The sequence below is a fragment of the Bradyrhizobium sp. genome (genome assembly GCF_049586575.1).
GTDB lineage: Bacteria > Pseudomonadota > Alphaproteobacteria > Rhizobiales > Xanthobacteraceae > Bradyrhizobium.
The window spans coordinates 1-24,581 of sequence record NZ_JBAVCF010000007.1 but is presented as its reverse complement, the minus strand read 5'-3'; the positions used below and the strand labels follow the sequence as shown (position 1 = coordinate 24,581).

Here is a 24,581-nt window from a genome sequence, read left to right as displayed (position 1 = left end):
GGTATAGGCGGTGCCGAAGCGCTCGTTGAGCGCGCGCGCGATTTCCGAAAACGTCATCCCCTTGTCGAGATACTCGCGCAACGCCTTCGAATGCGCCTCTTCCCACGTCGATTGCATCGCTAGTGCTCACTTTCCGAAGTTCGCGCCCTGTCTCAGCACCCACCTTTCACGAACTTCGAAAGTCATGAGCACTGGCAAGCGTATTGATCTTGGTGCCGCTTGCCATCTGAAGTTGCCGGACGGGGTCCGCCGCTCGAGGTGCAGCAACTTCAAATCGGCGGCAGTGATTCCCTGAAGTTTCACGTTGTGTTCCCTTTATTTCGGATATTCCGAAATAAGTCAAGCTTGATTTCGGATAATCGGAATTGCTAGGGTGGGCACAGAATCGATGGCGACAGGAGGCAGCCATGCTGGAACTCAAGATGATCGAACGGGGGCTATCCAAGCCGGGGAAGACCAAGGGTGGTCTCGCGGCGGCCATGGGCGTTCGCCCCGGCGCCGTGTCGGAGATCCTCGCCGAGGCGCGCCTGATCAAGGCTTCCGAACTTCAGCCGATCATCGACTATCTCGAACTTAACGCGGTGCCGATCATGGGAAGGGTCGGCGCGGGCGCTTCCATCGGTCCGGAGCTCGAACAGCTGCCGCCGGAAGGACTGGGCGAGGTCGAACTGCCGTTCCCGATCGCGGAAGAAACCATCGCGTTCGAGGTAGTCGGCGATTCCATGCTGCCGAAATACGAAAATGGCGACATTATCGTGGTCTACCGCGACCAGCGCCATCCGCTGTCGAGCTTCTATGGCGAGGAAGCCGCCGTTCGCCTGAAGAGCGGCGAGCGCTACCTGAAGACGATCGAGCGCGGCAAGACCGCCCACGTCGTCAACCTCACGAGCTTCAACGCCAAGCCGATTACCAGCGTCAAGCTGGAATGGATCGGGGAAATCTGCGTGACCCTGCCCAGGGGCCAGATCGACCGCCTGCGCGCCAGGGCGGCCGGGCGCTCGCGCCGGAAGGCGGCGGGCCATGGCGGACACAAGGACGGCAAGACGTCTTCGAAGTGAGCGTCAGCGGGCGGGCCGATTCGCGAAGGCAGCCGCGCCCGCCTTGCCGATTGCGGCTTGATTTCTGATAATCCGAAATTTAGATTGCAAAACTTTCGATTTTCAGAAATAGTGGAACCGCAAATCGAAAGGCGATTCCATCCCGCATGCAATATTTTGTCGTCATGATCGATTACGGAAGGCGCGGCCGCGAGGCCATCGTCGATCCCGAAATTACCCGCCGCGAGGTGATCTCGCGCATCTCGTCTGGCGAATACGCCAATATCAGCTTCATCCACGAGATCGCGGACAGGGCCGTCGAGGATGTCACCGAGGAAATTTTGGCTGAAGCCGCCCTCCCCGAGATAACGGCGTCAGAGACCGACCTCGCGAGCCGTTTCGATCACGCACACGATTTGCGCAAACACGAGACGGCATAAACGACGAAGAGGCCATCGGCATCGCCAGCCACAAAATTCTCCCCGCGCTATCCACGCGGGGAGAGGATGGCGACGTTGCGCGTTTGACGAAACGAATTCGCCAAACGCGCCGGTCTTGAAATGCCGATCAGGGCTGCTTCCGGCAAATACCGAAGTCGCAGAGCAGAGAACTGATCTCCTGTCCGTGGGTAAGGCCTGTGCCCGGCGTGAACGAAATGCCGCGCAGCACTTCGCCCGACTTTGCGGTGCGCACCGTGGAGAAGCTTTCGTGCGCCGGCAGCGTGGTCGCGGCGACCTTGTCGGTGATCGACACGAGCCTGTTCGGATCGGCGCCCTGGTCGCCGCCGCCGCTCACGGTGGAAGTGATCGCCCAGATGCTCACCGTGCCGTCGCGATTGACGCGGCCGGTGAGGTTGCGCAGGCCGTCGGTCGCGGGCGCCCACGGCAGGTTGGTCGCGGCATTGATGCCGGTCGGATAGTTCTTCACGGTGTAGGGCACGCCGAGATTGAGGCCCGCCTGCAAGGTGTAGGCGAGCGACCAGGTTTTGGTCGTCGTGTTCAGTACCCACTTCTGCAATCCCGCCGTGGTCTGCGCGGCGGCCCCGGTGAAGGTGGTGCCGTTGAACGTGGTGTCGCCGTTGCCTTCGTCGGCGACGTAGAGCGTCGTGGCGTTGGCGAAGAACACGCCGAACGGGAACATCGGCACCGGCGTGGTGGCCTTGGCAAGGCTGGTCGGAAAGCCGCTCAGCACGCACATGTTGTAGGGCGCAACGCCTTGCGTCTGCAGATTCGCCGCGTTGAAGGCGATTCCCGTCGTCGGCAGGGTCGCCGCGGGATTCGGCACGCCGGAGCCGGTCGGGCATGCCGCCGGCTTGCCGTTGACGGAGCCGGAGGTGTCGATGAAATACACCGTGTTGACGCCGTTGCCGCCCGAGCCCTTGGTCACGTAGATCACGTTGTTGAACACCGTCAGCCCGCGGAAGTTGGTGTCCTTGCCGACCTTGTCGGCCTTGTCGCCGAGCTCGGTGACGCTGAAGGAACCGACCGGCGTCGGCTGGCCGGGATCCATCTGCTGCGACAGCGCCAGCTTCGACGGTGTCATGATCTGGGCGCCGGCGCCGACAATCACGCCGTTCGGCTGCGGGTTGGAGCCGTTACCGGCGTTGCCCGTGGTGTAATAGACGTTGGCGCCGTTGGCGTTGTTCAGGATCGCGGCGCGGCCGTTGTTGCCGCTATACGCATTGGTCTTGGTGAAGCGGAACTGGCCGAACCGGTCGACGCTGGCAATCACGCGGAAATCAGTCGCGGGCACCGGATTGGTCGGGTCGACCACGTCGGGCGTGTTGGAGTTGGACACGTCGATCGCGCTGACCGGCGACAGATAGCCCATGAACGAGACGCTGTTGCGATCGAGCGCCAGGTTGAGCCCGATTTCCGACTTCGACGAGAAGCTCGCGACCATCTGGTCGGTGTCGGTCTTCACGCCGCGCTCGGTGCTGTTCGGCACATGGACGGTCTGCACGACGTCGCCGCTCGGGAAGGGAAGCATCTCGTCGATCAGGATCGGGGCAGTGATGCCGAAGGACCCATCGACGATCGCGTTGTTGAACACCGTCGGATAGGTGCCGTCGGCAGTCGCGGTAACGCAATTCCCGGGCGTGCAGCCCGGCGGAAGCTGGGTCACGCCTGGCGTGATGATGTTGGCCGGGCTGTCATAGACGCTGCGGCTCAGCAGCAGATGGCCGGGGGCGAAAAAAGTGATTTCGTCGGCATAGGCCAGCGTCCCGCCGAGCGCGGTGGTAGCAAGCAAAGCGACGGCAAAACGCGTGTTGAATAGCGACCGTCCGCGAAGCGGACGCGTTTCCTTGACGATCATTTTATATTTCCCGAAGTGAGAAGCTTCGCGAGACGAAACGCCGCGAAGACAGGTGTGAGGCTGAACGGCCGCAACTTGCGCAGGCTCTGTTACAGGAATGCGAAGGGTTTGCGATGTTTGCCGGTTATTCCCGTAAAATTCGGGAATAAGATCACGCCAAATATTCCTGGCTGGTCCGGCCAGCCGACGCGCAGATGCAAATCGTTTTCAATCCCGGCACGGGAGTGAGTTGTTACTCACGCGAGATAAAGAGCTTCAGCGACAATGAGGCAAGCGTCGAGGCAAAGATGATGGCGGCGACCGCGAGCAGGCCGACGACATAGGAGCCCGAAAACTCCTTCAGCCACCCCATCATCGAGGGGCCAACGAAGCCGCCGACGGTGGCGATGGAGTTGATGAAGGCGATCCCGCCGGCGGCAGCCACGCCGGTGAGGAAGCGCGTCGGGATAGTCCAGAAGATCGCGCGCGCCGCGGTCACGCCGATCAAAGCGAGGCTGAATCCGATGACAGCCGAAACCAGCGAGTGGGAGAGGATCGGCGCCAGCAGGCCGAGCGCACCGAGCAAACAGGCGAGCGCGAGATTGGCGATGCGCCTGCCTTTCTCATCGACATAGCGCGCCCACAGGATCATGCCGATGGAAGCAAACAGATACGGAATCGCCGCAATCCAGCCGATCGCCGTATTGGTGAGCTGGTAATCCCTGAGCATCAAAGGCAGCCAGATGCCGATGCCGTACGAGCCGAGCGTGAATCCGAACTGGATCGCGGTGCAGATCAAGACCCGGGGATCCCTGAGCGCCGCCAGCAACGAAGTTCGCGGCCGCTCGCGCACCTCGGAGGCGAGCACGCCATCGAGCGCGTTGCGCTCTTCCGGCGTGAGCCAGCCCGCGGCCTGCGGCCGGTCGGAAAGCAGCTTGAGCGTGATAAACCCGAGCGGAATGCAAGGCAGGCTCAACACCAAGAACAGCCATTGCCAGCCGTGCAGCCCCCAGATGCCGTCCATTTTAAGCAACATGCCGCAAACAGGCGAGCCGACCAGCGACGACAGGGGAATGCCGACCAGAAACCAGGCCAGCATCCGCGTGCGGTATTGCGCCGGAAACCATGCGGCTAGGAAGAACGTCACGCCGGGAAAGAAGCCGGCTTCCATGACGCCGAGCAGAAACCGCAAGGCGTAGAAGCTGTGCGGTCCGACCACGAAGGCGGTCGCCGCCGACACCAGCCCCCAACTGACCATGATGCGCGCCAGCCAGCGCCGCGCGCCGACCCGGTACAACAGGAGGTTGCTCGGAATCTCGAACACCGAATAGCCGAGAAAGAACACGCCGGCGGCAAGCCCGAACTGGGACGGCGACAGCCCCAGTTGCTTGTTCATGGTCAGCGCCGCAAACCCGAGGCTGGTGCGATCAAGATAATTGAAGAGATAGGCGATGGTGAGAAGCGGCACGAACCGCAGTGCGGCCTTGTGCACGGCGCTTTGCAGCACGGCATCGGCGGCAGCCGGCCCGGACAGTCCGGGGTTGCCGGGGACGTCCTCCCGCAAAACTGTCATCCCGCCCCGTCCTTCCCCGTGATGGCTTTTGTTATTGGCCCCGTAAGCCTGCCTTAGCACGAGGCTGCCCAAGACTGCGACCGGGTCCTTAGGACAACGTCAGGCACGGAGGAAGCGGCATCACGCGGGAGCAGTGCCCCCAAAACGCATCGCGGGCAGCGTTTCGGTTGCCCGCGACCGCGAAAGCGATATCCGGCGCCGACTCAGCTGGGGATCGGGAAAAAACTTGTCAGCGAAGAACCTGTCAGGGAAGGATTTGGACTGGCGTGGGAATGGCCGGGGCCCTCGAGATTGCATTCCCGCAAGTGAAACGCGATCTCATCGAGCGCGCGCTGCTCCCAGATTTCGGCCTCCGCAAGCCAGAACAATCTACGCTCGGAATCATGTGACGCACGCTCACGGCAAAAATGCTCCTGGCGGCGAATTACGACGAGCCTGTTCATGAACTCCACTCCTCTGTGAAGCCAGGTAACGGCCAGACGCTAGCAGATTCCATCCGCTCCGTCCGTTTCAATTTGTCGCGATGGGAAGACGAACTTTCCACCACTTGCGCGGCAGCGCAGCATGCCTGCCGATGAGCTGGGATCATGCCTATTGTATGCCACGCGATCTCCGGTACATGATGCGGACTTCCGAACCACCACACCAAGCTGTGAAGGCGTCGATAAAGAAGTCCCTCAAGGGATTCGCATGGGGAGAAAATCATGAAACAACACGACGGCCGCGAGCTCGGCGGCAAAACGCGCTGGTCGATGCGGGGCTGCGCCTGCGGATGCGACAACACGCTGTCGCTGACCAGCTCCGGATTGAACCGGCGCCAGTTCGTGGCGGGAGCTGTTGGGGCGGCGGCGGTGGCGGCCACTGGCGTTGGCCGCGCCGGACAAGCGCTGGCGCAGGCGGCGAGCGAAAAGCCTTATCGCGTCGATGTTCACCACCACCTGTCGCCGCCGAGCTATATCCAGGCCATCGTCGAAAATCATCTCGGCAGCCCCCCGCAAATCAAGTGGACGCCTGAAAAGTCGCTCGCCGACATGGATGCGGCTGGCATCCAGGTCGCCATGCTCTCGGTGACGCAGCCCGGCGTGAACTTCACCTCGGGCGAGACCGCCCGCAAGCTTTGCCGCGAGAGCAACGAATATGCCGCGAAGCTGATATCGGATCACCCCGGCCGCTTCGGCTCGTTTGCGATGATCCCGCTCACCGACACCGAGGGCTCCCTCAAGGAAATCTCCTACGCGCTCGACACCCTCAAGTTCGACGGCATCGGGCTGCTCACCAGCTATCACGACAAATGGCTCGGCGATCCTTCGTTCCTGCCTGTGATGGAAGAGCTCAACCGGCGCAAATGCGTGGTCTATACCCATCCCACGACCGCCGATTGCTGCGTCAACCTCTTGAAGACCGAGCCGCCGACGCTGGTCGAATGGGGCACCGACACAACGCGCACGATCGGCGATATCGTGTTCTCCGGCAATGCCGTGAGGTTCCGCGACATCAAATGGATCTTCTCGCATGCCGGCGGCACCATGCCGTTTTTGATCGAGCGCTTCATCGGCCAGCCGAAGATCGACGCCAAATTCAAGCCGGCGGTGCCGGACGGCGCGCTCGCCGAACTGACGCGCTTTTACTACGACACCGCGCAGACCGCGAACAAGGCGGCGATGTCGGCGCTGACGGCTGTGATCCCGACCTCGCAGATCCTGTTCGGCACCGATTTCCCCTATCGCACCGGCCTCGACCATGTGAAGGGGTTGCGAAGCTGCGGCGTCTTCACGGACGCACAGATCATGGAGATCGAGCGCGGCAACGCCGTCAAGCTGCTGCCGCGGCTCAGTGCATAGGACTGCCAGGATATGGAGCCGGGACGATGTGCCACCTCTCCCCGCATGCGGGGAGAGGTGTGATCAAGCGAACTACTTCTGCGATCCGTCGGCGGCCCAGCGTCCCGGTCCGGCCACGAAGAAGATCAGGAACACGAAGCAATAAAGAATCGCGGCATCGCCGCCATTAAGCATCGGGAAAGTGTTCTTGGGCGAGTGCACCATGAAATAGGCGACCGCCATGTCGCCCGCCAGGATGAAGGCGACTGGCCGCGTCAGGAAGCCGATCACCAACAGCACGCCGCCGACGAGTTCGATGACACCCTGGACCCCCAGCAGCGAGTTCATCGCGGGCTGAACAGGTCCATGCGGAAAGTCGAACAGCTTCGAGGTGCCGTGCTCCAGGAATAACAGCCCGACGACGATACGGACGATGCTGAGTACTTCGGGCGCATACTTGCTGACGCGATCAAGTGCCGACATCGATCAAACTCCCCTGGCCGTGATGAGAATGGACTACCCCGTAACGGGCCACCATAGCCCACGCGGCCGACCATGGGGAACGCTCGGGCGCAGCTGGCCAAGGCTTGATTCACAACATCTTGATTCACAACATCTTGCTTCGAACATCACCTCGTTGCGGCGCAAACAGGGCTGTGGTCCAAAGCGGCAGAAGACGCCTCTGGTCGGCCCTCGAAGGTTGCTATCGGGTGTGACAGTCCCTATATGCCGACCAGTGGCCACTTTCCGAAGTTCATGCTCCACCGCCACGCCTGGTTCAGAAACTTCCAACAGGCGGCACTCGTGGAGTGGATCGGCTCCCGCAGCAAAGTCCGCTCGAAAACACGACGCCTCAGCTAAGCCAAATCCTATGGATAACATCGGTCAACGGCACGTCGCTGCGACGTGTGCGTCATGGATCAGGACAGCCAATGCCTACCGAACTTGCCGCCGTGCAAGCCGTTCACAAGCCGTGGGGGGTCCGCGATCTGCAACCCTGGAGCAGCCTTGACGCTTCAGGCGATGCCATCGGCGAACTATGGTTCGAACGGCCCGGCAAGCCTGCTCTTAACCCCGTCTTGCTCCTCAAACTCCTGTTCACCAGCGAACCGTTGTCGATCCAGGTTCATCCGGACGACACTTTCGCTCGCGCGATGGGAATGCCGAATGGCAAGAGCGAGGCCTGGTATATCCTTTCGGCCGAACCGGACGCGCGGATCGGCGTGGGCTTGAAGCACCGGATAACGCCACAACAATTACGCGGGTCGATCCAGAACGGTTCAATCGAAGAACTCCTTCACTGGCGCCCTGTCGCCAAGGGCGACGTGATCTACATCCCGGCCGGCACCATCCATGCCATCGGCGCTGGAATCGTGCTTGCTGAAATTCAGCAGCGCAGCGACACGACGTTCCGCCTGTTCGACTTTGGAAGGCAGCGCGAGCTGCATGAAGACAACGGCGTCGCGGTTGCTCACCCGTGGCCGCTTCAAGCGCCCTGCCATCCGATCCGCCTCACGGCGGCCCGGACGGTCCTGATCGCGAGCCGGCATTTCGTCCTGGAGCGGATCGAGTTGACCGAGGGTTCAAGCTGGGCGCTGCTCGCCGAGCCTGAGACCTGGATTCTTGTTCTCGGCGGCCATGCGGCGATCGGATTGTCCGCTGCATCGATCGGACAGGCCATCTTCGTGGACGGCGGCCGCACCAGCATCGAGGTTGGCGCCGCTGGATTGAGCGCGCTGGTCGCCTATCCGGCAAGCCGTCCGATCGATTCGCTATTGCAGATGCTTGGTGAGCAGCCGGGCAGCTCTCCTGATTCCACAGCTTCCAGGACACAAAGCCCCGTCAAGGCGCGAAGCCCGGCTGAGGCGCAAACGTGACGCCGCATCGCCGCATCGCCGTGATCGGGAATTCGCTGCCTCGCCGCTGCGGTATCGCCACGTTCACGACCGATCTGGTGCGAGCGATTGCAAATTCACGACCGAACGTCGAGACCTGCATCGTCGCGATGAACGACCACGGTCAGACCTATGACTATCCCGATTCGGTCGCCTTTCAGATCAAGGATGACACCATTGAAGACTATGTGCGCGCCGCGACATTCCTCAACGCCGGCCGTTTTGACGTCGTCTGTCTTCAGCACGAGTTCGGAATATTTGGCGGCCCAGCCGGCGGCTACATTCTCGAGTTGCTTTCACGATTGAACATGCCGGTCGTCACGACGCTGCACACGGTGCTGGCCAAGCCGGGCGCGGCCCAACGTGCGGTGATGGAGCGCCTGGTCGAGGCCTCTTCGAAGATCGTCGTGATGGCCAACAAGGGACGGGATCTGTTGCGCAGCGTCTATGGCGTGGCGGATGACAAAATCGAGGTCATCCCCCACGGAATTCCCGAGTTTCCGTTTGTGGAGCCCGACGCAGCAAAAGCCAAACTCGGATTCGCCAACCGTTCCGTCATTCTGACATTCGGCCTGCTCTCCCCCAGCAAGGGCATCGAGGTCATGATCGACGCCATGCCCGCGATCCTGCAACGTCGGGCGGACGCGGTTTACGTCGTGCTCGGCGCGACGCATCCCAATCTGGTGCGCGACCAGGGCGAGGCCTATCGCGAGAGCCTGATGACGCGTGTGCGCGAACTCGGGGTAGAGAACCACGTCGTGTTTCTCGACCAGTTCGTGGATCAGGCGACGTTGCTGGAATTTATTTCGATGTGCGACGTCTATGTCACGCCCTATCTCAATGAGGCGCAAATGACGTCGGGGACGTTGGCCTACAGCTTCGGGCTCGGCAAACCGGTCGTTTCGACGCCCTACTGGCACGCGCTGGAGCTCCTGGATGATGGCCGCGGCGTCATCGTTCCGTTCGGCAACGCGGCCGCGATCGGCAAGGAAATTGCCCTGTTGCTCACCGATGCCCCTCGCCGGCAGGCGATGCGCGAGCGCGCCTACGCCATCAGCCGGTCCATGACATGGGAGCGAACAGCGGAGCATTACATCGCTGCATTTGAAGATGCACGCCATGGTGACTGGCTCAAAGTGGTTGCACGGACCGGACCGGTCCCGATTGCGCACAGCCCCGCAGCGTCGGACATGCAGTTGGGCCACTTTCTTTCCATGTGCGACGATACAGGCCTGTTCCAGCACGCAGTGCACTCGGTGCCGGATCGCGCGCACGGCTATTGCGTGGATGACAATGCACGGGCGTTGCTGCTGGCCTGCGCTCTCAACAATCCAGGCGAAAAACGTCTGTCCGAGGTTTTGACGGCGCGGTTTGCCGCATTCGTACAGCACGCGTGGAATCCCGACACCAGGCGATTTCGCAACTTCATGGGTTTCAACCGGACCTGGCTTGAAGACCGCGGTTCCGAAGACAGCCATGGGCGAACCTTGTGGGCGCTGGGTGAGTGCGCTCGCAGGGATGCAAGCCCCTCGCGCCGGCGCTGGGCCGCCGCCCTGTTTGCCGAGGCGCTGCCAACCGTGAAGACATTCCATTCGCCCCGGGCATCGGCCTTCACGCTGTTGGGTTTGGACGGTTATTGCGCTGTCGTGCCTGACGATCTCCGCGCCCGGGAAATCAGGCATTTTCTCGCCGGCAGATTGATGTCCGGCCTCGCGTCGGTTGAGACGCCGGACTGGTCGTGGTTCGAGGAGAGCCTCGCCTATGACAACGCACGGCTGCCGCAGGCCCTGATGCAGACGGGTATCGCGACGCAAACGACTGACTACGTTGATGCCGGTTTGAGATCGCTGCGCTGGCTGATGACACAACAGACGACCTCGACAGGTCAGTTCCGCCCCGTCGGCACCGCCGGCTTCGGCGAACTGCGCCGGCCGCCTCGTGCATTCGATCAGCAGCCGGTGGAAGCCACCGCGACGATCGCCGCCTGCTTGACCGCGTGGCGGGCGGAAGGCGACGCCGAATGGAAAGCAATCGCAACCAACGTTTTCGCCTGGTTTCTCGGCCGCAACGATTTGTCGGTCTCGCTCGTCGATCCCGAAACCGGCAGTTGCCGCGATGGATTGCATCCCGACCGGGCCAACGAAAACCGCGGCGGCGAGTCGGTCGTTTCATATCTGCTCGGTCTTGCCGATATTCGTCAGCTTGCGCGCGTTAATGTCAGCGTGACACATCCCGCAGCGCTTCGTTCCGTCGGCGTCTGATTTTGCCTCAACTCCAACGAACCGAGGTCATCTTGTCGCAAGCCTCTTTCCTGAATCGACAGGCACTTTATCTGCGTCCCGACCCCGCGCGCGTGATCGTGCGCCCTTTCAAGCCGGCAACCGAGCCCCGCGATCTCAACCCGACCGACAAGACACGCGCCAACCATATCGTCGAACGCGTTCTCGCACTCGACCCCAAGGCCGCCGCCGGTTTGTTGGCCGATGTGCTGGAGAATTTTCAAGGGCGCCATCGCAATTTGCTGGAGACCTTTGAGCTTCGCGCCGACGAGATGGAAGACGCTCTCGCGGCGCATGACAGCTTTTCCGAAATCCAGCGCCAGCTTCTCGGCGCCTATTTTCTCAACGAATATTCGTTCGAGGCCTCCGCGCTGTTCAATCCCAGCATCGTACCACACCCCGATCAGTCGGGGACGCCGGAAGGCGGCCTGCGCTTCGTTCTCAGCCTGCGGGCCGTTGGCGAGGGACATGTGTCTTCGCTGACGTTTCGCACCGGCACCATCGCAGCCGACGGCAGCCTCGCGGTCGATCCAACCGCCCGACTCGCCTCAAGTCCGAAGGTTGAACATCGCGCATCCGGGCCGCTCGGCGACGAAGTCGATGTCGTCTTCAAGGAAGATCTGGACATCAGCGAACGCGTGATATTCCCGGTCACGGAGCATCAGTCGCAAGGCATCGAAGACGCTCGCTTCGTCGAATTCAGCGATGGCGGCCGGAAGACCTATTACGCGACCTATACCGCCTATACAGGCAGGGCGATCCGATCGGAGTTACTCGAGACGAGCGACTTCCTGTCATTTCGAATGTCGCCGCTGCAAGGCACCGCTGCGCGCAACAAGGGCATGGCGCTGTTCCCGCGGCGGATCGACGGCAAATACGCGATGATCGCGCGCCAGGACAATGAGAATCTCTATCTGATCTACTCAAACGACTTGTACCGCTGGGATGGCGGTCAGACGATCCTGAAACCGCAATTCCCCTGGGAGTTCGTGCAGATCGGGAACTGTGGATCACCGATCGAACTCGATGAAGGCTGGTTATTGCTCACGCACGGCGTGGGCCCGGTCCGGAAATATTCGATCGGCGCGGCTTTGCTCGACAGGAACGATCCCACCAAGGTGCTGGCGCGTTCGGTCGAACCGTTGCTGCGTCCCGAACCGTCGGAGCGCGAAGGCTATGTTCCGAACGTGGTCTATACCTGCGGGGCGATGCGGCACAACGATCAGATCATTTTGCCGTATGCCATATCCGACACCTACTCCAATTTTGCGACCATCGAAATTGCAGCGCTGATGCGCGCAATGTCCTGATCCGAATCTGGCGTGCGACGATCAATCGGGGAGGCACCATGGTTTCAACGGACCAATTCCGGCAAGAGATTCGATCGCGGCTGGAACTGGCCAGTGCACGAGGCGGGCTGGACCTGACGATCGAGTGTGGGGAACTTTACCGATCGGTCAGCAAGCCCCCTGTTTCCGACCGATGGATGATCTTCTGCTGTAATGCGATGCGTGCCGAAATGGCGATCTCGGACGAGGTGATTTTCGATCATGCCAAAGAAACTCTGCTGAAAGTGAAATACCGACTGCCACGAACCAGAACCCGGCCGCTGGTTGTTCGCGCCCCCCGGGCATAGCGACCGTTATCCAGCCGCCATCGGGCCGGCGGATTTCGTCGCGCTTCACTCCGCTTTGGCGCGGGTCCTCAGAATCCTGATCACCCTTTCGTCCCCAAAGGCGCGGGCGTCGTCGACAAAGGCGATCAGGAGATCGGCCAGCGTCGTGTAATCCCAAAGCTTCAGCTCGGCGGGATCGATCCAGCCCTCGAAATATTCATCGAGATAACCGCGCGAGGCGTCGTCGGCTTCCGTCCAGCTCGGCCCCGCGAGGCCGGGCGGATCGCGATCCCAGTGGCACACCACAAGGCCATCGGCGGACTTGCCCAGAATCCACCGCCCATCCTTCGGCGCCTCGCCGATCGGGCGCAGGGATTGCCCCATCTTTCGTAATACGGTCTCCACTCGCCCCGACATTCAACACTTCCGCTCATCACAGGTGTGGAATCTTCGCCACGGCTTTCTGTTCCACAGGCTGATGGTTCAACTATGGCGAGGGAACAAAAGACCGCCCTTGGCTGGTGCCGCGCAAAATCGTCACCGGCCGATTGATCCCGACCAAACCCAAAAAATCGAAAGACTTTTGTGCGGAACCGCCGGGAACGGCGCCCTGCCGGTGACGTTGACACCCATTCACTGGAAGGAGAATGCAATGAGGAAGATTCTATTGGCAGCCGCGGCAACCTGTGCTTTGGCCGCGCCGGCTCTGGCCGATGACGTTGGCGTTCGAGTAGGCCCCGTGGGCGCTGGCGTGACCGTTGGCGAAAGCCATCCCGGCTACGATCGCGACCGGGTCCGGGAGAAGACCATCATCAGGAAGGACGAGCCGAGGGACCGCACCACCGTGATCAAGAAGCAACGCGGTGACGGCGTCGAGAGCAAGACCATCATTCACCACGACGACTAGCGCTTAGCTGGAACAATTCGCCTGCGTGCTCCCAGTCGGGAGGACGCGGGCGATTTGCTGTCTCACAGCCTATTGCGGCTTCGCTTGCGGCGTCGAACCTTATTCGACGGATTCCGCGCTTGCGTCATCGAGCCGGGCGAGCGTGGCATGCAGGCTCTTCTGCACTTCGGCCAGCGCTTTCAACAATTGTGCAACTTCGCTGCGGGAGAGGTTGTACGCCGCCGTATCGACGACATCACGGGCCAATGGAAGCAGCTTGCCTTTCAGGGTGCGCCCCTTCGGCGTCAGATGGATATGCCATTTCCGGCGATCACTCTTGTTGCGAACCCGCCGGACAAGACCCTTCTTTTCCATAATCAGAATGGCGCTCAACGTGGTCGGCTCCATAGTGCCGACGCGGACGGACAACTCGCGCTGGGTCAGGCCGTCCTCATGCCAGAGCGCGCGCAGGAAGTACCACATGCCGAGCGTGATGCCGTGCGGCTCGATCTTGGACTGAAGGAAGCGCTGCAGCGCCCGATGGGTGGCGCGGACCTGGTAGCCGACGCTTTCGGCAAACGGCAAATCGGCCTCAGGGGCCGTGCTCCGCTTGCGCCCCTTGGCGGCCTTCTTGCCGGTGGCTTTCTTCACGCTGGTCAACGGCGCTCCTTTTTTAAGGCAACGTAATCGCATATTCGCGCAGCCCAGGCAAACACCGCCGTCATTATCAGCGCGCCTACCGCCTCGAAGGGTTGCGAAATTTGCTTAGCAAGCTAAGTATTGTTCCAGGAGCCGCTCCCGAGGATAAGATGACCGCCGATCCCGAGATACGGGAATTGACCCTCAAAGTCCGCCGCAAGTCGGAAATCGCCGATGGCGTGTTCCTGTTCGAACTCGTGGCCCACGCCGGTGGCGAACTGCCGCCGTTCACGCCGGGATCGCACATCACCGTGACCGCGCCTTCCGGGCAGAAGCGCCGCTATTCGCTCTGCAGCGATCCCGCCGAGCGCGACCGTTACCTGATCGCGGTCAAGCAGGAAACCACCGGCCGCGGCGGTTCGCTGAGCTTTACAAAGGGCATCAACCAAGGCGACGCGATCGCGGTCGAAGCGCCCGCTAACGAGTTCGAAATGGCGAAGACCGAGCCGAAACGCCTGATCTTCATTGCGGGGGGCATCGGCATCACCCCGATCCGCGCCATGATCCTGCACTGCCTTCGTCAGGGCAAAGCCAACTTTGTGCTGTACTACTTTACGCGGACGCCATCGACGATGGCCTTTCGCGACGAGTTCGCGGGGCCCGGCTTCGAAGGCAAGGTCGTGCTTCATCACGACAACGGCGATCCCGCTCACGCCTATGACCTGTGGCCGGTGCTGCAAGAACAGCGCGGCGCTCATCTTTATTGCTGCGGACCGCGCGGCTTGATGGACGCGGTGCGCGACATGACCGGCCACTGGCCGGCTTCGGCGGTGCATTTTGAAGACTTCGTCGGCGCCTCGGCGCCGCATGCCGACGACAAGCCATTCGAAGTAAAGCTTGCGAAAAGCGGCGTGGCTTACGCGGTCGCGGCTAACGTCTCGATCCTGGACACGCTGCGCCAACACGGCCATGTGCTTGCGAGCTCCTGCGAAAGCGGCACCTGCGGCACCTGCCGCTGCCGCTTTACCGGCGGCGAGCCGGATCATCGCGACCTCGTGCTCTCCGACGACGAAAAGAAGCATGACATCATGATCTGCGTCTCGCGCGCAAAATCGTCCACGCTGACGCTGGATCTATGAGAATGAGTAACGTCACGATGCACCTTCTTATCCCTCCCTCGCCGAACGCGTGGGAAAGGTGGCCGGAGCGAACCGACGGTCGGGTGGGGGCGGCAGCCTCATTGAAAGATATGGGATGTTGAGAATGATCTTGCCCCCGCCCCGACGCTCGCTGATCGCTCGCGCCGACCCCCCGCACTACTCGCTTCGCGCGCGGAGGAGGGATAAGAAAAGCGGGCCTTGTCGGGAAACCAAATGACCGAACCGCTGAAAATAGGAGTTATCGGTCTCGGCCGCGCCTTCACGCTGATGCTGCCGACCTTTGCCACCGATCCCCGCATCGCGCTTGTCGCGGCCAGCGATCCACGGCCGGATGCGCGCGAGTGCTTTGCGCAAGAATTCGACGCAAGGGTGTTTGAGGATGCCGAAACACTCTGCGCCGATCCGGACGTCAAGGCCGTCTACATCGCCTCGCCGCACCAATTTCATGTCGCGCATGTGAAATGCGCTGCCAGGCACGGCAAGCACGTGCTGGTCGAAAAGCCGATGGCGCTTACGATCGACGACGGCCGCGAGATGATCGCGGCTGCGAAGGCGGCAAACATAAAGCTGCTGGTCGGCCACAGCCATAGCTTCGACCTGCCTTACCTGCGTACGCGCGCGATGATCCGGAGCGGCGCCTACGGCCGCGTCCGCATGATCAACGCGCTCAACTTCACCGATTTTCTCTATCGCCCGCGACGACCGGAGGAACTCGATACCAAAGCCGGCGGCGGCGTGGTGTTCAGCCAGGCCGCCCACCAGGTCGACATCGTTCGCCTGCTGGCGGAAGCCAGCGCTACCTCCGTGCGCGCCTTCACCGGCAATTGGGACGCCGCGCGCAATACCGAAGGCGCCTATACGGCGCAGATCAAATTTGACGATGGAAGTTTCGCCTCGCTGACCTATAGCGGCTATGCGCATTTTGACACTGACGAATTCATGGGCTGGTCGGGCGAACTCGGTCAACCACGCGACGCGGATGCTTCGTATGGCCGCGCCCGGCAGGCGTTGCAAAAGGCAACGAGCGTGGCCGACGAGATCGCGATGAAAAACGTCCGCGCCTACGGCATTGCCGGCCGCGACGCGTTTCGCGCCGGAGACAATCTGGCGCACAACCATTTCGGCCTTGTGATAGCAAGTTGCGAACGCGCCGATCTGCGTCCCCTGCCCCACGGGGTGATGGTCTACGGCGACCAGAAGCGCCATCTCGACGAACTGCCGTCGCCAAACATTCCCCGTAGCGAGGTCATCGACGAGCTTTACGACGCAGTGATGTCGGGCGTCCCGCCGCTGCATTCCGGCGAATGGGGCCTGGCAACGCTGGAGATTTGCCTCGCGATTCTGGAGTCGGCGAAGACGGGACGTGAGGTGGAGTTGAAGTGACAGGTTTGAGACTTTCTTCCGCGCTTTCGCGGGGAAGGGATCAGGAGCGCGGACTATTCGCCCTTGAGGCAATGATCGCAATCACGTCGTTCTCGGCGGCGGCTGCCGTCTGGTAGCGCGGTTCGGTCGTTACGAAAGGCTGCTCCGCCTCGGCAGGCTGAAATATCTCGACGTAATAGAGACCGGATGCAGCGTCCAGCTTCGGCTCGATACGGATCACCGTCATGGCTCGCCTCTTTAATCAGGATTCCGCAAACAGCACGCCGCGCAATTTTGCGGCAAGCGATGTACTCGCCGCATCAGACGCCTCGGCCGTGCCGCTCATGCCGAGATAGCGTTCCGCGATTTCGGGTGAATTCAGCAAGTCCTTTGCCGCGCCCGACAGTGTGATCTTCCCCTGCTCGAAGACATAGCCGCGGTCGGCAATCGAGAGCGCCTGCCGCGCATTCTGCTCCGCCAGCAGAATGGTAATTCCTTGTTCGCGCAAGGCCACGATCAGGCGGAAGATTTCAGCGACCAGCAGCGGCGCGACGCCAAGCGAGGGCTCGTCGAGCACGAGGATTTTGGGCTTCGCCATCAGCCCGCGCGCGATGGCGAGCATTTGTTGCTGTCCGCCGGAGAAATTGCCGGCGATATCGTTCATGCGCTCACGCAGCACGGGGAACAGTGCCCACACCGCCTCCAGCTGCGCCGCCGCGTCGGCTTCGGACACCGCATAGGCGCCGAGCGCGAGATTTTCCGCGACCGACATGCCGGCGAAAATCTGCCGACCCTCCGGCACATGCGCGATGCCCCGGCGCAGCCGCTCGGCCGGCGGCAGCGCCTCGATCGGAGCACCGTCAAGCAGGATCGTGCCGCTCAGCGGACGCAGCAGCCCGGAGACGGCTTTCGCCAGCGTCGACTTCCCCGCGCCGTTGGCGCCCAGCAAGGTGACGATCTCGCCGCGTTCGAGCGTGAGATCGATATCGTCCAGCACGCGGTGGTGGCCATAGCCGACCGCGACCGATTTGAGCTCAAGGAGCGGCATGATGCTCCTTTCCGAGATAGGCTTCGATCACGCGGCTGTTGCTCTGGACCTCCGCCGGAGTGCCGGTGGCGATAATCGCGCCGGAATCGATCACGACGATGCGGTCGGCGACATTCATCACCAGCGACATGTTGTGCTCCACGATCAGCACGGGAATGCCGAGGGTCCGGATCGCGCGCACCAAATTCGCTAGCTCATGCGTCTCGGTGTCATTGAGCCCGGCCGCCGGCTCGTCGAGGCACAGCAGCTTCGGCTGCGCCATCAGCGCGCGCACGACCTCCAGCAGCTTTTGCGCGCCCATCGGCAATTCGGTCGCGTGCGTTTCGGCGAAAGACGACAAGCCGACGAGTTTCAGCATCTCCTCGGCACGATGGCGTAGCCGTCGCTCTTCATCGCGCGCGCCGGACAGCCACAGCGCCTGGCTTGGAAGCGAATGGCGGCCAAGGCGATGGCCGCCGACCATCACGTTCTCGATCGCGGTCATGCCGGGGAAAACCCGCGCCGACTGGAAGGTGCGGACGAGGCCGAGATCCGCAATCTTCACCGCCGAAAGGCCGGTGAGGTCGCGGCCGCCAAAGGCCACCGTTCCGGCATCGCGCGGCATGATATTGGTGATGAGATTGAAGACGGTGGTCTTGCCGGCACCATTCGGGCCGATCATCGCCGTGACCTGACCGGCCTCAGCCTCGAACGACACGTCGTTGATGGCTTTTAATCCGCCAAAGCTTTTGACGAGGCCATGCACGCTCAGGATTGCGCCGTCGCCGACGCCTGACCGGGCTTGCGTATCGATCGCCGTCATGATGCCCGCGCCTCGGTCTTGACTGCGTTCGCCTCAGCCCGCGTATCGCCACGAGAGCGCGCCAGCCGCGCGATCATCTGGATCAGCGCGCCATAGATGCCTTGCGGCAAATAGAGGAAGCTCGAGACCAACAGCACGCCGGACGCCAGCGTCTTGTAGATTGCGAGCGGCGCGAAGATCACCGGTAGCAGCGTCAACAGCAGCGCGCCGAACAGGCCGCCAACCAGTGTGCTCTCGCCGCCGATAATCAGCATCGCCACCAGTTCGAGCGAGCGCGAGGTGCCGACCATTTCCGGCGCCAGAAAGTTGAAGAAGAACGCGTAGAGGCTGCCGGCGAGCGAGGCCAGCGCGACGCTGATCAGGAAGGCGGCGAGCTTGTAACGCACGGTGTTGATGCCGAGCGCGGCTGCTGCCATCTGGTCGGACCGGATCGCCTTCAGCGCCCGGCCGAAGCCAGAGCGCATCGCGCCAACGAGGCCTGTCAAAATGATCACGTCGAGCGCGAGCACCAGGTAATACATCGCGCGCGGGCTCGCGAAGGTCAACCCCGCGATTGAGAAAGAGGGAATGCCGACCAGACCAGATGGCCCGCCGGTGATGTCGAGAAAACCGACCGCACAGGAATCGACCAGAAGCCCGAAGGCGAGCGTGGCGAGTGCGAGGTAAAGTCCGCGCAACCGCAGCGTCACCACCGAGAGCACGAGCGCGCAAGTCAGAGAGACGCCAATGCCGGCGAGGATCGAAAGTACCGGCGCGATGTCATAGTTGATCGCGAGATATCCCGACGTGTAGCCGCCGATCGCCATGAAGCCGGCCTGGCCAAGGCTGACCTGCCCGGCATAGCCCATCAACACATCCAGCCCCATCAGCGTCATGAACAGGATCCCCGCAATCACGAGCCCGCTCATGATGCCGTTGTCGGTGATACCCAGGGGAATGAGCGCGGCCACGATCAGCGCCAGCGCCGCGAGCGGCCAGCCAAGATGCGCCGGAAGTTTCGCCGCGTGACGCGATGCCTTCACCTCATCGCGGGTGTCCTGCCGCCGCGCGACGCCGCCCAGAACGAGACCATGCGGCCGCCAGATCAGCACCATCAGCAGAATCAGCAGCGAGATCGCGCTCGAAAACAGCGACGAGATGTAGGCGGTGGAAAGCTGCGTCACGAGCCCAAGAAACAGCCCGCCGATGACCGCACCGGGAAACGAAGCGATGCCGCCGATCGCGGCCGCAACGAATCCGGAGATCGTGAACAGACGCCCGGTATCGAATTGCAACGAGGTCGTCGGCGCGACAATGACGCCTGCGATCGCCGCAATCAATATCGCGAGCGCAAAGCTCAACAGCGTCATCCGGGGCACATCGATGCCCATCAGGCTGGCGGCGGACGGGTTTTCGGCGCAGGCGCGCAAGGCTTTTCCGAGTTTGGTCCTGGCGATGAGAAACCAGAGCGCAGCGATGCATGCGGCTGTCGCGCCGAACACCCAGAAGGCTTGCGTCGGAATCAGGATGGCGCCGAAAGCCAGCGGCTGTTCACCCGAAAATGGCGGCGTCGCATATGGCTGACTGCCCCAGACGACGAGCGAAAATCCCTCGATCATGGTGAGGATGCCCGCCGTCAGCATCAGCACGTTGGCGTTGGAGAGTCGTGTCAGCGCCGGAACGAACGTAAGCGCCGCCAGCGCGGCGCCAATCGCAACCGTCGCCGCGACCGCGGCCGGGATCGCCAGAACGAGCGGCCAGCCCCAGGCGACACCGAACGTATAGCCTATCATCGCGGCGATCAGCGCAAAGCCGCCTTGCGAGAGGTTGATCGCGCCGGTGACCCGATAGATCAGCGAGAAGCCGAGCGCGATCGCGGCATAGATGCTGCCGACGACGAGCCCGCCGATCGCGATCTGCAGGAACTCAATCACGCGTCAAAGCTCTTTGCGCCGATCCCTTCATTGCACGCGGGGAATGCCGAGGGGATCGCTGACCACGGCCCAGGTCTGCGCCGCTGCATCCCAGCGCGTGACGACGACGTTGGATTCATCCAGCCCGCGATTGGGCACGGCCTTGAAGTCGTAAAGGCCGTTGATGCCGGCAACACCCTTGAGATCGTGGAAATAGGCGCGCAGGTCTTCCGCGGTCGCGTCAGGTTTCAGCTTGCGCAAAGCGCCAACAACGAGTTGCGCCGGATCCCAGGCATAGGTTGAGGGACCGTCCGGCTTGATGTCGGTGCCTTCGAATGCCTTGTAGAACGCCGCTTTCGCCGCCGCAGCTTCGCTCGACTTTGGCGGCTGCGCGGATTTGAGAAAGTCCGCGGCCGGGATGTAGAGCTCCTTGGGCAGGAAGGCGGCATATTGCGCCATCTGCGCATAGGTCTGGTTGCCGTTGGTGGTTGCGACCGGCAACTCCAGACCCGCATCGTGGATCGCCTTGAAGATCGTGCCGATTGGGCCGCCGGTCGACCACGCCACCAGCACGTCCGGGTTCGCGCCTTTCAGCCGCTGGATTTGCGCCGCTGCGCTGACATCCGTCGGATTGAGCTGGGCCTCGGCGACAAGCTGAACATCCTTATGGTCGTCGGCGGCAAACAGCGACTTGAAGTTCTTGTAGGCGTCCTGCCCGCTCGCGTCCGTCGAGGTAATCAGCGCGATCTTTTTCCAGCCCTTGGCGCCGAAATAGCGTAGCAGCGCCGCCGCAAGCTCCTTGGTCGAGATGCTCGAACTGTAGACGAAGCTGCCGTTCGCCGGATGAATGCCGGGCGAGAAGCAATAGAGCAACGGCCCCTCCTTCATCAGCGGCGCCATCGCGTTGCAGAGCGCAACCAGCGCCGAGCCGAGAATGACCGGCGGATTGCCGGCCTTGACCTGGTTGGCGAGCTGGACCGCAACTTGCGGGCTACTCTGGTCGTCGTGAAACACGAATTTCAGCGGCTGGCCATGAATGCCGCCATCCGCATTCGTCGCCTTCTCGAATTGCTGGAGCGACAGTTGTTCCGCCTTGCCGAGGAAGGCGCCGCCGCCGGTCAGCGGCAGGATGACGTTGATCTCGCGATCGGCGGCCTGTGCCGCAGTGAGCCCACAAACAAGTGCTGCGGCGACAAGAATGATGCGGACGCCCAATCGATCCTCCTGGAGCTCAGATTCCGAAGTTCGCAAGCAATCGCAGCGGCCTCTGATGCGAACTTCGGGATCAAAGGAGCTCCAGCAACTTACTTATTCCAGTGCGGCTTTGAATTTGAAGTTCCTATGACGAATCTGCCACAACACCGACAGGAACTTCAAATTCGCCGCACCGGGTTTTTGGCGCTGGCGTTTGGTCTTTGTAGTGAGTTATCGGCGGAAACGCTATTGTCCCGGTTCTGACGTTCGTATCATGCCGCAGCGCCCGCCATTTCCTTGTCGGTCTCGTCTTCCTCAAGCCCAGCGAGAACCTTCACTTCCTCGTCGGACGCGCCGAGCGTACGCCAGGGGACGGTTTTTTCCACCACACCTTGGTAGGAGCGAAGCTTGGACTGGGGCAAATGCGGCTGGATGCGGCCGATCACCCGGCCCTCTTCTGCAAAGGCCTTCGCTGCATCGATCATCAGGCGGCGGAACTGCACGATCGCGATGTCGCTGGCGCCAAGACGCTCCTGCGAACGGTCGGCAATCTGCCCCATCGATTCCCACATCGCGATGTCCTGGTTGGGAATGCCGGGAATCCCGGTAAAGCTGTCGCCGCCCGCCATCGCGGCGCGGTCCTGAAGATAGTTGTTATGGGCGTGACGCTTGATCGGGCGAAATTGCGCATCGACGTCCACGCCTACTTCCAGCACGCAGAACTTTCGCCAGGCTTCCGTGCCGATACCGGCCTGCTCGCCTTCGGCCCAGGCGATGAAATGGAAAGTGCTCGAGGTGTCGCTGCGCGGCACGATCACGCTGGTGACGTTATAGGTGCTGTTGGGCGGGATCAGCGCGGTGAACGGAGCGACATAGGTCGTGATGCGCACGTAATCGTGCGAGTTAGCGTTGACGATCGGGCGGCGGATCGCGGCATAGCGCATGCCGTAATTGGTGAGCTGCACTTGAATCCGCGGATTCTTGTCGGTGGAAGGACGAACCCAGTGATCGCCTTTCGCCGCGGCGTCGCCCTTGGCGGGACGCATGTCGGAGGAATGCAGCGTGGAGGAATGCGCCGAATCGATCTGGCCCTCCATGATCTGCGCCCAGTTGCAGGGCAATTCCACCTTGGCGATCGCAACCCGCGCCTCAGCATGTGGCGCCCACGGCGGCGCCTCGAATTCCGGCATGGTTTCGGGCGGTCCCATGTAGGTCCACACAAAGCCGCCGGCCTCGCGCGTCGGATAAGACAGATGCCTGGCCTTTTCCGGCAGCGCGCTCGCCTTCGGTTCCGATGGCATGTCGATGACGTTGCCGTCGGTGTCGAACTTCCAGCCGTGATAGAGGCAGCGCAGGCCGCATTCTTCGTTGCGGCCGAAGGCAAGCGAGGCCTTGCGGTGCGGACAGGATTCGCCGAGCAGTCCAATTTTGCCGTTGCTGTCGCGGAACGCGACGAGCCTTTCTCCGAACAACTGCACCCGCACCGGAGCGCTGTCAGGCTGCGCGACCTGCTCGGACAGCACCGCGGGCACCCAGTGGCGGCGCATCAGACGCCCCATCGGCGCATCGCCCTCGACCCGGCACAGGAGTTCGTTTTCGGCTTGTGTCAGCATGCTCCGCTCTCCCGAAAATTCCTTAGTCTCCTAAGTATATATAATCCAGCCGCGGCCGTCCCGTCCAGAGGCCGCTCCTTCGTTTGGGTTCACAGGGGGGCGTTTCGGACAGCCAAAAGCATAACGGCCACCCTTTCAGGCAGCCGTCCGGGAACGCAGATATTTCTGCTGTCGATGGAAGATAACGAGAGACGGTCTAAATCCCGAATACCCAGACCGCGACGATCGCGCCGAGCACGGCGAGACCCGACACGGTCCATCCGGCTGCGTAGGCGCCATCGCCGGCTTCGGGCCGGTCGACCATGGTGTCGTGCCATTCCGTCATGAGAGCCTCCTTGAGACGGCCTCCTGCCGGTTAGGTCGCGGCTGGAGGCCCAAGGTTCAATCTGCTCTGTTAATGCGCAGCAACGCCGTTGGGTTCCTCTCCTCAGCTCTCCCATGGGGAGAGTGAGCCATTTGAACCCCGGCTTACCCATCTAAATCCGCTTCTTCAGCGCTTCGACGAAGCGGTCGGCGTCTTCCTCGTCGTTGAATACATGCGGCGAGATGCGCATGCGCGACAACCGCGCTGCAACATGAAACCCCGCCCCGGCCAGGCCCTCGACCAGCCCGGCCGGCAGGCCGCCGGCAAAGCCGATGCTCAGGATGTGCGGCGCACGAAAGCGCTCATCCATGATGCGGGCCTTGGTGCCGCTCAAGCCTTCCGCGATCCGCACCGTCAGCGTCTTGAGGCGCTCGGCGACCGCATCCGCCCCCCATTCGGCCATCATCTCCATGCCGATCGCGGCCATTTCCATCGAGATGAAATGATCGCGTTCGCCCATGTCGAAACGCCGGGCGCCTGCGACGTAGGTCAAATCGGTGAAATAGATTTCGGCGTCCGAGCGGATCTCGCGCCGGCCAAAGCCGGTCTGCTCCAGCGGAATGCCGTTCTGATGGCGTCTGGCGACATAGATAAACGCCCGGCCATAGGGGCCGAGCAGCCATTTATAAGTCGGGAAGATCACGAAATCCGGATCGAGCCTGGTGACATCCATCGCGACCACCCCAACCGCGTGCGTCGCATCGATCAGGAACAGCGCGCCCTGCCGCTTCAGCGCCGAGCCAACCTTCTCGACGTCGATCATCCCGCCATCCGACCAATGGATCGATGAGATCGAGGCGAGCGCGAGGCGCGGCGCGGCCGGCCGCTCGATCGCCGCGAGCACCGCCGAGGTCCAGTCGCCGTCGAGCGGCTGGCGCACCGTCTCGACGGTGAAACCGGCCGAAGCCGCACGGCTCTGCCATTCCAGGATCGGCGAGGAATGGTCGTTTTCCAGAACCAGTATCCGCATGCCGGGTGGAATCGCCAGAATCTTTCCGACCGTCGCGACGCCGTAGCTCACCGAGGAAATCAGCGCGACATCGCCGGCCTCGGCATTGATCAGACGCGCCGCGGCGCTTCGCACGCGTTCGTGCTCGCGGTTGGCAA

At 62.2% G+C, this 24,581-nt stretch carries 24 protein-coding genes; 10 read left to right on the top strand and 14 right to left on the bottom strand.

Annotated features, from left to right (window positions below):
• The first annotated feature begins 407 nt into the window (after window positions 1-407).
• Complete coding sequence (locus WB528_RS00360) at window positions 408-1,058, top strand: S24 family peptidase (protein WP_423886450.1); 651 nt, start codon at window positions 408-410, stop codon at window positions 1,056-1,058.
• 146 nt (window positions 1,059-1,204) lie between these two features.
• Window positions 1,205-1,477, top strand: a complete 273-nt coding sequence (locus tag WB528_RS00355; protein ID WP_423886449.1) for a hypothetical protein — start codon at window positions 1,205-1,207, stop codon at window positions 1,475-1,477.
• Between the two features lie 127 nt (window positions 1,478-1,604).
• Here WB528_RS00355 and WB528_RS00350 read toward each other — a convergent pair whose 3' ends face one another.
• The 3 genes from WB528_RS00350 to WB528_RS00340 form a co-directional block, all read right to left on the bottom strand.
• Window positions 1,605-3,353, bottom strand: coding sequence for a hypothetical protein (locus WB528_RS00350; RefSeq protein WP_423886448.1), 1,749 nt, complete (start codon window positions 3,351-3,353; stop codon window positions 1,605-1,607).
• A gap of 232 nt (window positions 3,354-3,585) precedes the next feature.
• On the bottom strand, window positions 3,586-4,905 hold the full coding sequence (locus tag WB528_RS00345) for an MFS transporter (protein ID WP_423886447.1): 1,320 nt from the start codon (window positions 4,903-4,905) through the stop codon (window positions 3,586-3,588).
• 203 nt (window positions 4,906-5,108) lie between these two features.
• Window positions 5,109-5,348, bottom strand: a complete 240-nt coding sequence (locus tag WB528_RS00340) for a hypothetical protein (RefSeq protein ID WP_423886446.1) — start codon at window positions 5,346-5,348, stop codon at window positions 5,109-5,111.
• Between the two features lie 261 nt (window positions 5,349-5,609).
• On the opposite strand from WB528_RS00340, the gene WB528_RS00335 reads away from it, so the two are divergent.
• Window positions 5,610-6,746: an amidohydrolase family protein gene (locus tag WB528_RS00335; protein ID WP_423886445.1), complete on the top strand. Its 1,137-nt coding sequence runs from the start codon at window positions 5,610-5,612 to the stop codon at window positions 6,744-6,746.
• 72 nt (window positions 6,747-6,818) lie between these two features.
• Here WB528_RS00335 and WB528_RS00330 read toward each other — a convergent pair whose 3' ends face one another.
• Window positions 6,819-7,208 carry a DoxX family protein gene (locus WB528_RS00330; protein ID WP_423886444.1) on the bottom strand — a complete coding sequence of 130 codons (390 nt, stop codon included), beginning with the start codon at window positions 7,206-7,208 and terminating at the stop codon, window positions 6,819-6,821.
• Between the two features lie 449 nt (window positions 7,209-7,657).
• Here WB528_RS00330 and WB528_RS00325 point away from each other — a divergent pair, with 449 nt between their 5' ends.
• Genes WB528_RS00325 through WB528_RS00310 form a run of 4 tightly spaced genes read left to right on the top strand, consistent with a single transcriptional unit; the run spans window position 7,658 to window position 12,535 of the window.
• Window positions 7,658-8,602 carry a class I mannose-6-phosphate isomerase gene (locus WB528_RS00325; protein WP_423886443.1) on the top strand — a complete coding sequence of 315 codons (945 nt, stop codon included), beginning with the start codon at window positions 7,658-7,660 and terminating at the stop codon, window positions 8,600-8,602.
• Complete coding sequence (locus tag WB528_RS00320) at window positions 8,599-10,881, top strand: glycosyltransferase family 4 protein (protein ID WP_423886442.1); 2,283 nt, start codon at window positions 8,599-8,601, stop codon at window positions 10,879-10,881. Before WB528_RS00325 ends, WB528_RS00320 begins: the two co-directional genes overlap by 4 nt.
• Window positions 10,882-10,913: 32 nt before the next feature.
• Window positions 10,914-12,209, top strand: a complete 1,296-nt coding sequence (locus tag WB528_RS00315) for a glycoside hydrolase family 130 protein (protein ID WP_423886441.1) — start codon at window positions 10,914-10,916, stop codon at window positions 12,207-12,209.
• Window positions 12,210-12,247: 38 nt separating this feature from the next.
• Entirely contained in the window at window positions 12,248-12,535 is a 288-nt protein-coding gene (locus tag WB528_RS00310) for a hypothetical protein (RefSeq protein WP_423886440.1), read from the top strand.
• A 45-nt stretch (window positions 12,536-12,580) separates the two neighbouring features.
• Here WB528_RS00310 and WB528_RS00305 read toward each other — a convergent pair whose 3' ends face one another.
• Window positions 12,581-12,931, bottom strand: coding sequence for a hypothetical protein (locus tag WB528_RS00305; protein ID WP_423886439.1), 351 nt, complete (start codon window positions 12,929-12,931; stop codon window positions 12,581-12,583).
• 235 nt (window positions 12,932-13,166) lie between these two features.
• Here WB528_RS00305 and WB528_RS00300 point away from each other — a divergent pair, with 235 nt between their 5' ends.
• On the top strand, window positions 13,167-13,421 hold the full coding sequence (locus WB528_RS00300) for a hypothetical protein (protein ID WP_423886438.1): 255 nt from the start codon (window positions 13,167-13,169) through the stop codon (window positions 13,419-13,421).
• A gap of 99 nt (window positions 13,422-13,520) precedes the next feature.
• Here the strand turns inward: WB528_RS00300 and WB528_RS00295 are convergent, their stop codons facing one another.
• Window positions 13,521-14,051 carry a MarR family winged helix-turn-helix transcriptional regulator gene (locus WB528_RS00295; protein WP_423886451.1) on the bottom strand — a complete coding sequence of 177 codons (531 nt, stop codon included), beginning with the start codon at window positions 14,049-14,051 and terminating at the stop codon, window positions 13,521-13,523.
• Window positions 14,052-14,209: 158 nt separating this feature from the next.
• Between WB528_RS00295 and WB528_RS00290 the strand changes: the two genes are divergently transcribed.
• Both WB528_RS00290 and WB528_RS00285 read left to right on the top strand, forming a co-directional pair.
• The gene (locus WB528_RS00290) at window positions 14,210-15,178 is read left to right on the top strand and encodes a PDR/VanB family oxidoreductase (RefSeq protein WP_423886437.1); all 969 of its coding nucleotides are present in this window, start codon (window positions 14,210-14,212) and stop codon (window positions 15,176-15,178) included.
• Window positions 15,179-15,412: 234 nt separating this feature from the next.
• A complete protein-coding gene (locus tag WB528_RS00285; protein WP_423886436.1) occupies window positions 15,413-16,582 on the top strand; it encodes a Gfo/Idh/MocA family oxidoreductase in 1,170 nt (389 codons plus the stop codon).
• A 40-nt stretch (window positions 16,583-16,622) separates the two neighbouring features.
• On the opposite strand, the gene WB528_RS00280 is transcribed toward WB528_RS00285, so the two are convergent.
• The 8 genes from WB528_RS00280 to WB528_RS00245 all read right to left on the bottom strand — a co-directional run.
• Window positions 16,623-16,808, bottom strand: a complete 186-nt coding sequence (locus tag WB528_RS00280; RefSeq protein WP_423886435.1) for a hypothetical protein — start codon at window positions 16,806-16,808, stop codon at window positions 16,623-16,625.
• A 15-nt stretch (window positions 16,809-16,823) separates the two neighbouring features.
• A complete protein-coding gene (locus tag WB528_RS00275; protein WP_423886434.1) occupies window positions 16,824-17,609 on the bottom strand; it encodes an ABC transporter ATP-binding protein in 786 nt (261 codons plus the stop codon).
• Window positions 17,596-18,411 carry an ABC transporter ATP-binding protein gene (locus WB528_RS00270; protein ID WP_423886433.1) on the bottom strand — a complete coding sequence of 272 codons (816 nt, stop codon included), beginning with the start codon at window positions 18,409-18,411 and terminating at the stop codon, window positions 17,596-17,598. The genes WB528_RS00275 and WB528_RS00270 overlap by 14 nt, the downstream gene beginning before the upstream one ends.
• On the bottom strand, window positions 18,408-20,324 hold the full coding sequence (locus tag WB528_RS00265) for an ABC transporter permease (protein WP_423886432.1): 1,917 nt from the start codon (window positions 20,322-20,324) through the stop codon (window positions 18,408-18,410). Before WB528_RS00265 ends, WB528_RS00270 begins: the two co-directional genes overlap by 4 nt.
• 27 nt (window positions 20,325-20,351) lie before the next feature.
• Complete coding sequence (locus WB528_RS00260) at window positions 20,352-21,518, bottom strand: ABC transporter substrate-binding protein (RefSeq protein WP_423886431.1); 1,167 nt, start codon at window positions 21,516-21,518, stop codon at window positions 20,352-20,354.
• Between the two features lie 251 nt (window positions 21,519-21,769).
• Window positions 21,770-23,110: a Rieske 2Fe-2S domain-containing protein gene (locus tag WB528_RS00255; RefSeq protein WP_423886430.1), complete on the bottom strand. Its 1,341-nt coding sequence runs from the start codon at window positions 23,108-23,110 to the stop codon at window positions 21,770-21,772.
• 196 nt (window positions 23,111-23,306) lie between these two features.
• Window positions 23,307-23,435 (bottom strand): hypothetical protein, encoded by a 129-nt coding sequence (locus WB528_RS00250; RefSeq protein WP_423886429.1) that lies wholly within the window; start codon window positions 23,433-23,435, stop codon window positions 23,307-23,309.
• A 151-nt stretch (window positions 23,436-23,586) separates the two neighbouring features.
• A partial coding sequence (locus tag WB528_RS00245; RefSeq protein WP_423886428.1) for an aminotransferase class V-fold PLP-dependent enzyme occupies window positions 23,587-24,581 on the bottom strand: 995 nt, incomplete at its 5' end.

Excerpts from the sequence above, each read along its gene's own strand:
- WB528_RS00360 (WP_423886450.1), top strand. The coding sequence starts at position 408 with ATGCTGGAACTCAAGATGATCGAACGGGGGCTATCCAAGCCGGGGAAG.
- WB528_RS00355 (WP_423886449.1), top strand. The coding sequence starts at position 1,205 with ATGCAATATTTTGTCGTCATGATCGATTACGGAAGGCGCGGCCGCGAG.
- WB528_RS00350 (WP_423886448.1), bottom strand. The coding sequence starts at position 3,353 with ATGATCGTCAAGGAAACGCGTCCGCTTCGCGGACGGTCGCTATTCAAC.
- WB528_RS00345 (WP_423886447.1), bottom strand. The coding sequence starts at position 4,905 with ATGACAGTTTTGCGGGAGGACGTCCCCGGCAACCCCGGACTGTCCGGG.
- WB528_RS00340 (WP_423886446.1), bottom strand. The coding sequence starts at position 5,348 with ATGAACAGGCTCGTCGTAATTCGCCGCCAGGAGCATTTTTGCCGTGAG.
- WB528_RS00335 (WP_423886445.1), top strand. The coding sequence starts at position 5,610 with ATGAAACAACACGACGGCCGCGAGCTCGGCGGCAAAACGCGCTGGTCG.
- WB528_RS00330 (WP_423886444.1), bottom strand. The coding sequence starts at position 7,208 with ATGTCGGCACTTGATCGCGTCAGCAAGTATGCGCCCGAAGTACTCAGC.
- WB528_RS00325 (WP_423886443.1), top strand. The coding sequence starts at position 7,658 with ATGCCTACCGAACTTGCCGCCGTGCAAGCCGTTCACAAGCCGTGGGGG.
- WB528_RS00310 (WP_423886440.1), top strand. The coding sequence starts at position 12,248 with ATGGTTTCAACGGACCAATTCCGGCAAGAGATTCGATCGCGGCTGGAA.
- WB528_RS00305 (WP_423886439.1), bottom strand. The coding sequence starts at position 12,931 with ATGTCGGGGCGAGTGGAGACCGTATTACGAAAGATGGGGCAATCCCTG.
- WB528_RS00300 (WP_423886438.1), top strand. The coding sequence starts at position 13,167 with ATGAGGAAGATTCTATTGGCAGCCGCGGCAACCTGTGCTTTGGCCGCG.
- WB528_RS00290 (WP_423886437.1), top strand. The coding sequence starts at position 14,210 with ATGACCGCCGATCCCGAGATACGGGAATTGACCCTCAAAGTCCGCCGC.
- WB528_RS00285 (WP_423886436.1), top strand. The coding sequence starts at position 15,413 with ATGACCGAACCGCTGAAAATAGGAGTTATCGGTCTCGGCCGCGCCTTC.
- WB528_RS00280 (WP_423886435.1), bottom strand. The coding sequence starts at position 16,808 with ATGACGGTGATCCGTATCGAGCCGAAGCTGGACGCTGCATCCGGTCTC.
- WB528_RS00275 (WP_423886434.1), bottom strand. The coding sequence starts at position 17,609 with ATGCCGCTCCTTGAGCTCAAATCGGTCGCGGTCGGCTATGGCCACCAC.
- WB528_RS00270 (WP_423886433.1), bottom strand. The coding sequence starts at position 18,411 with ATGACGGCGATCGATACGCAAGCCCGGTCAGGCGTCGGCGACGGCGCA.
- WB528_RS00255 (WP_423886430.1), bottom strand. The coding sequence starts at position 23,110 with ATGCTGACACAAGCCGAAAACGAACTCCTGTGCCGGGTCGAGGGCGAT.
- WB528_RS00250 (WP_423886429.1), bottom strand. The coding sequence starts at position 23,435 with ATGACGGAATGGCACGACACCATGGTCGACCGGCCCGAAGCCGGCGAT.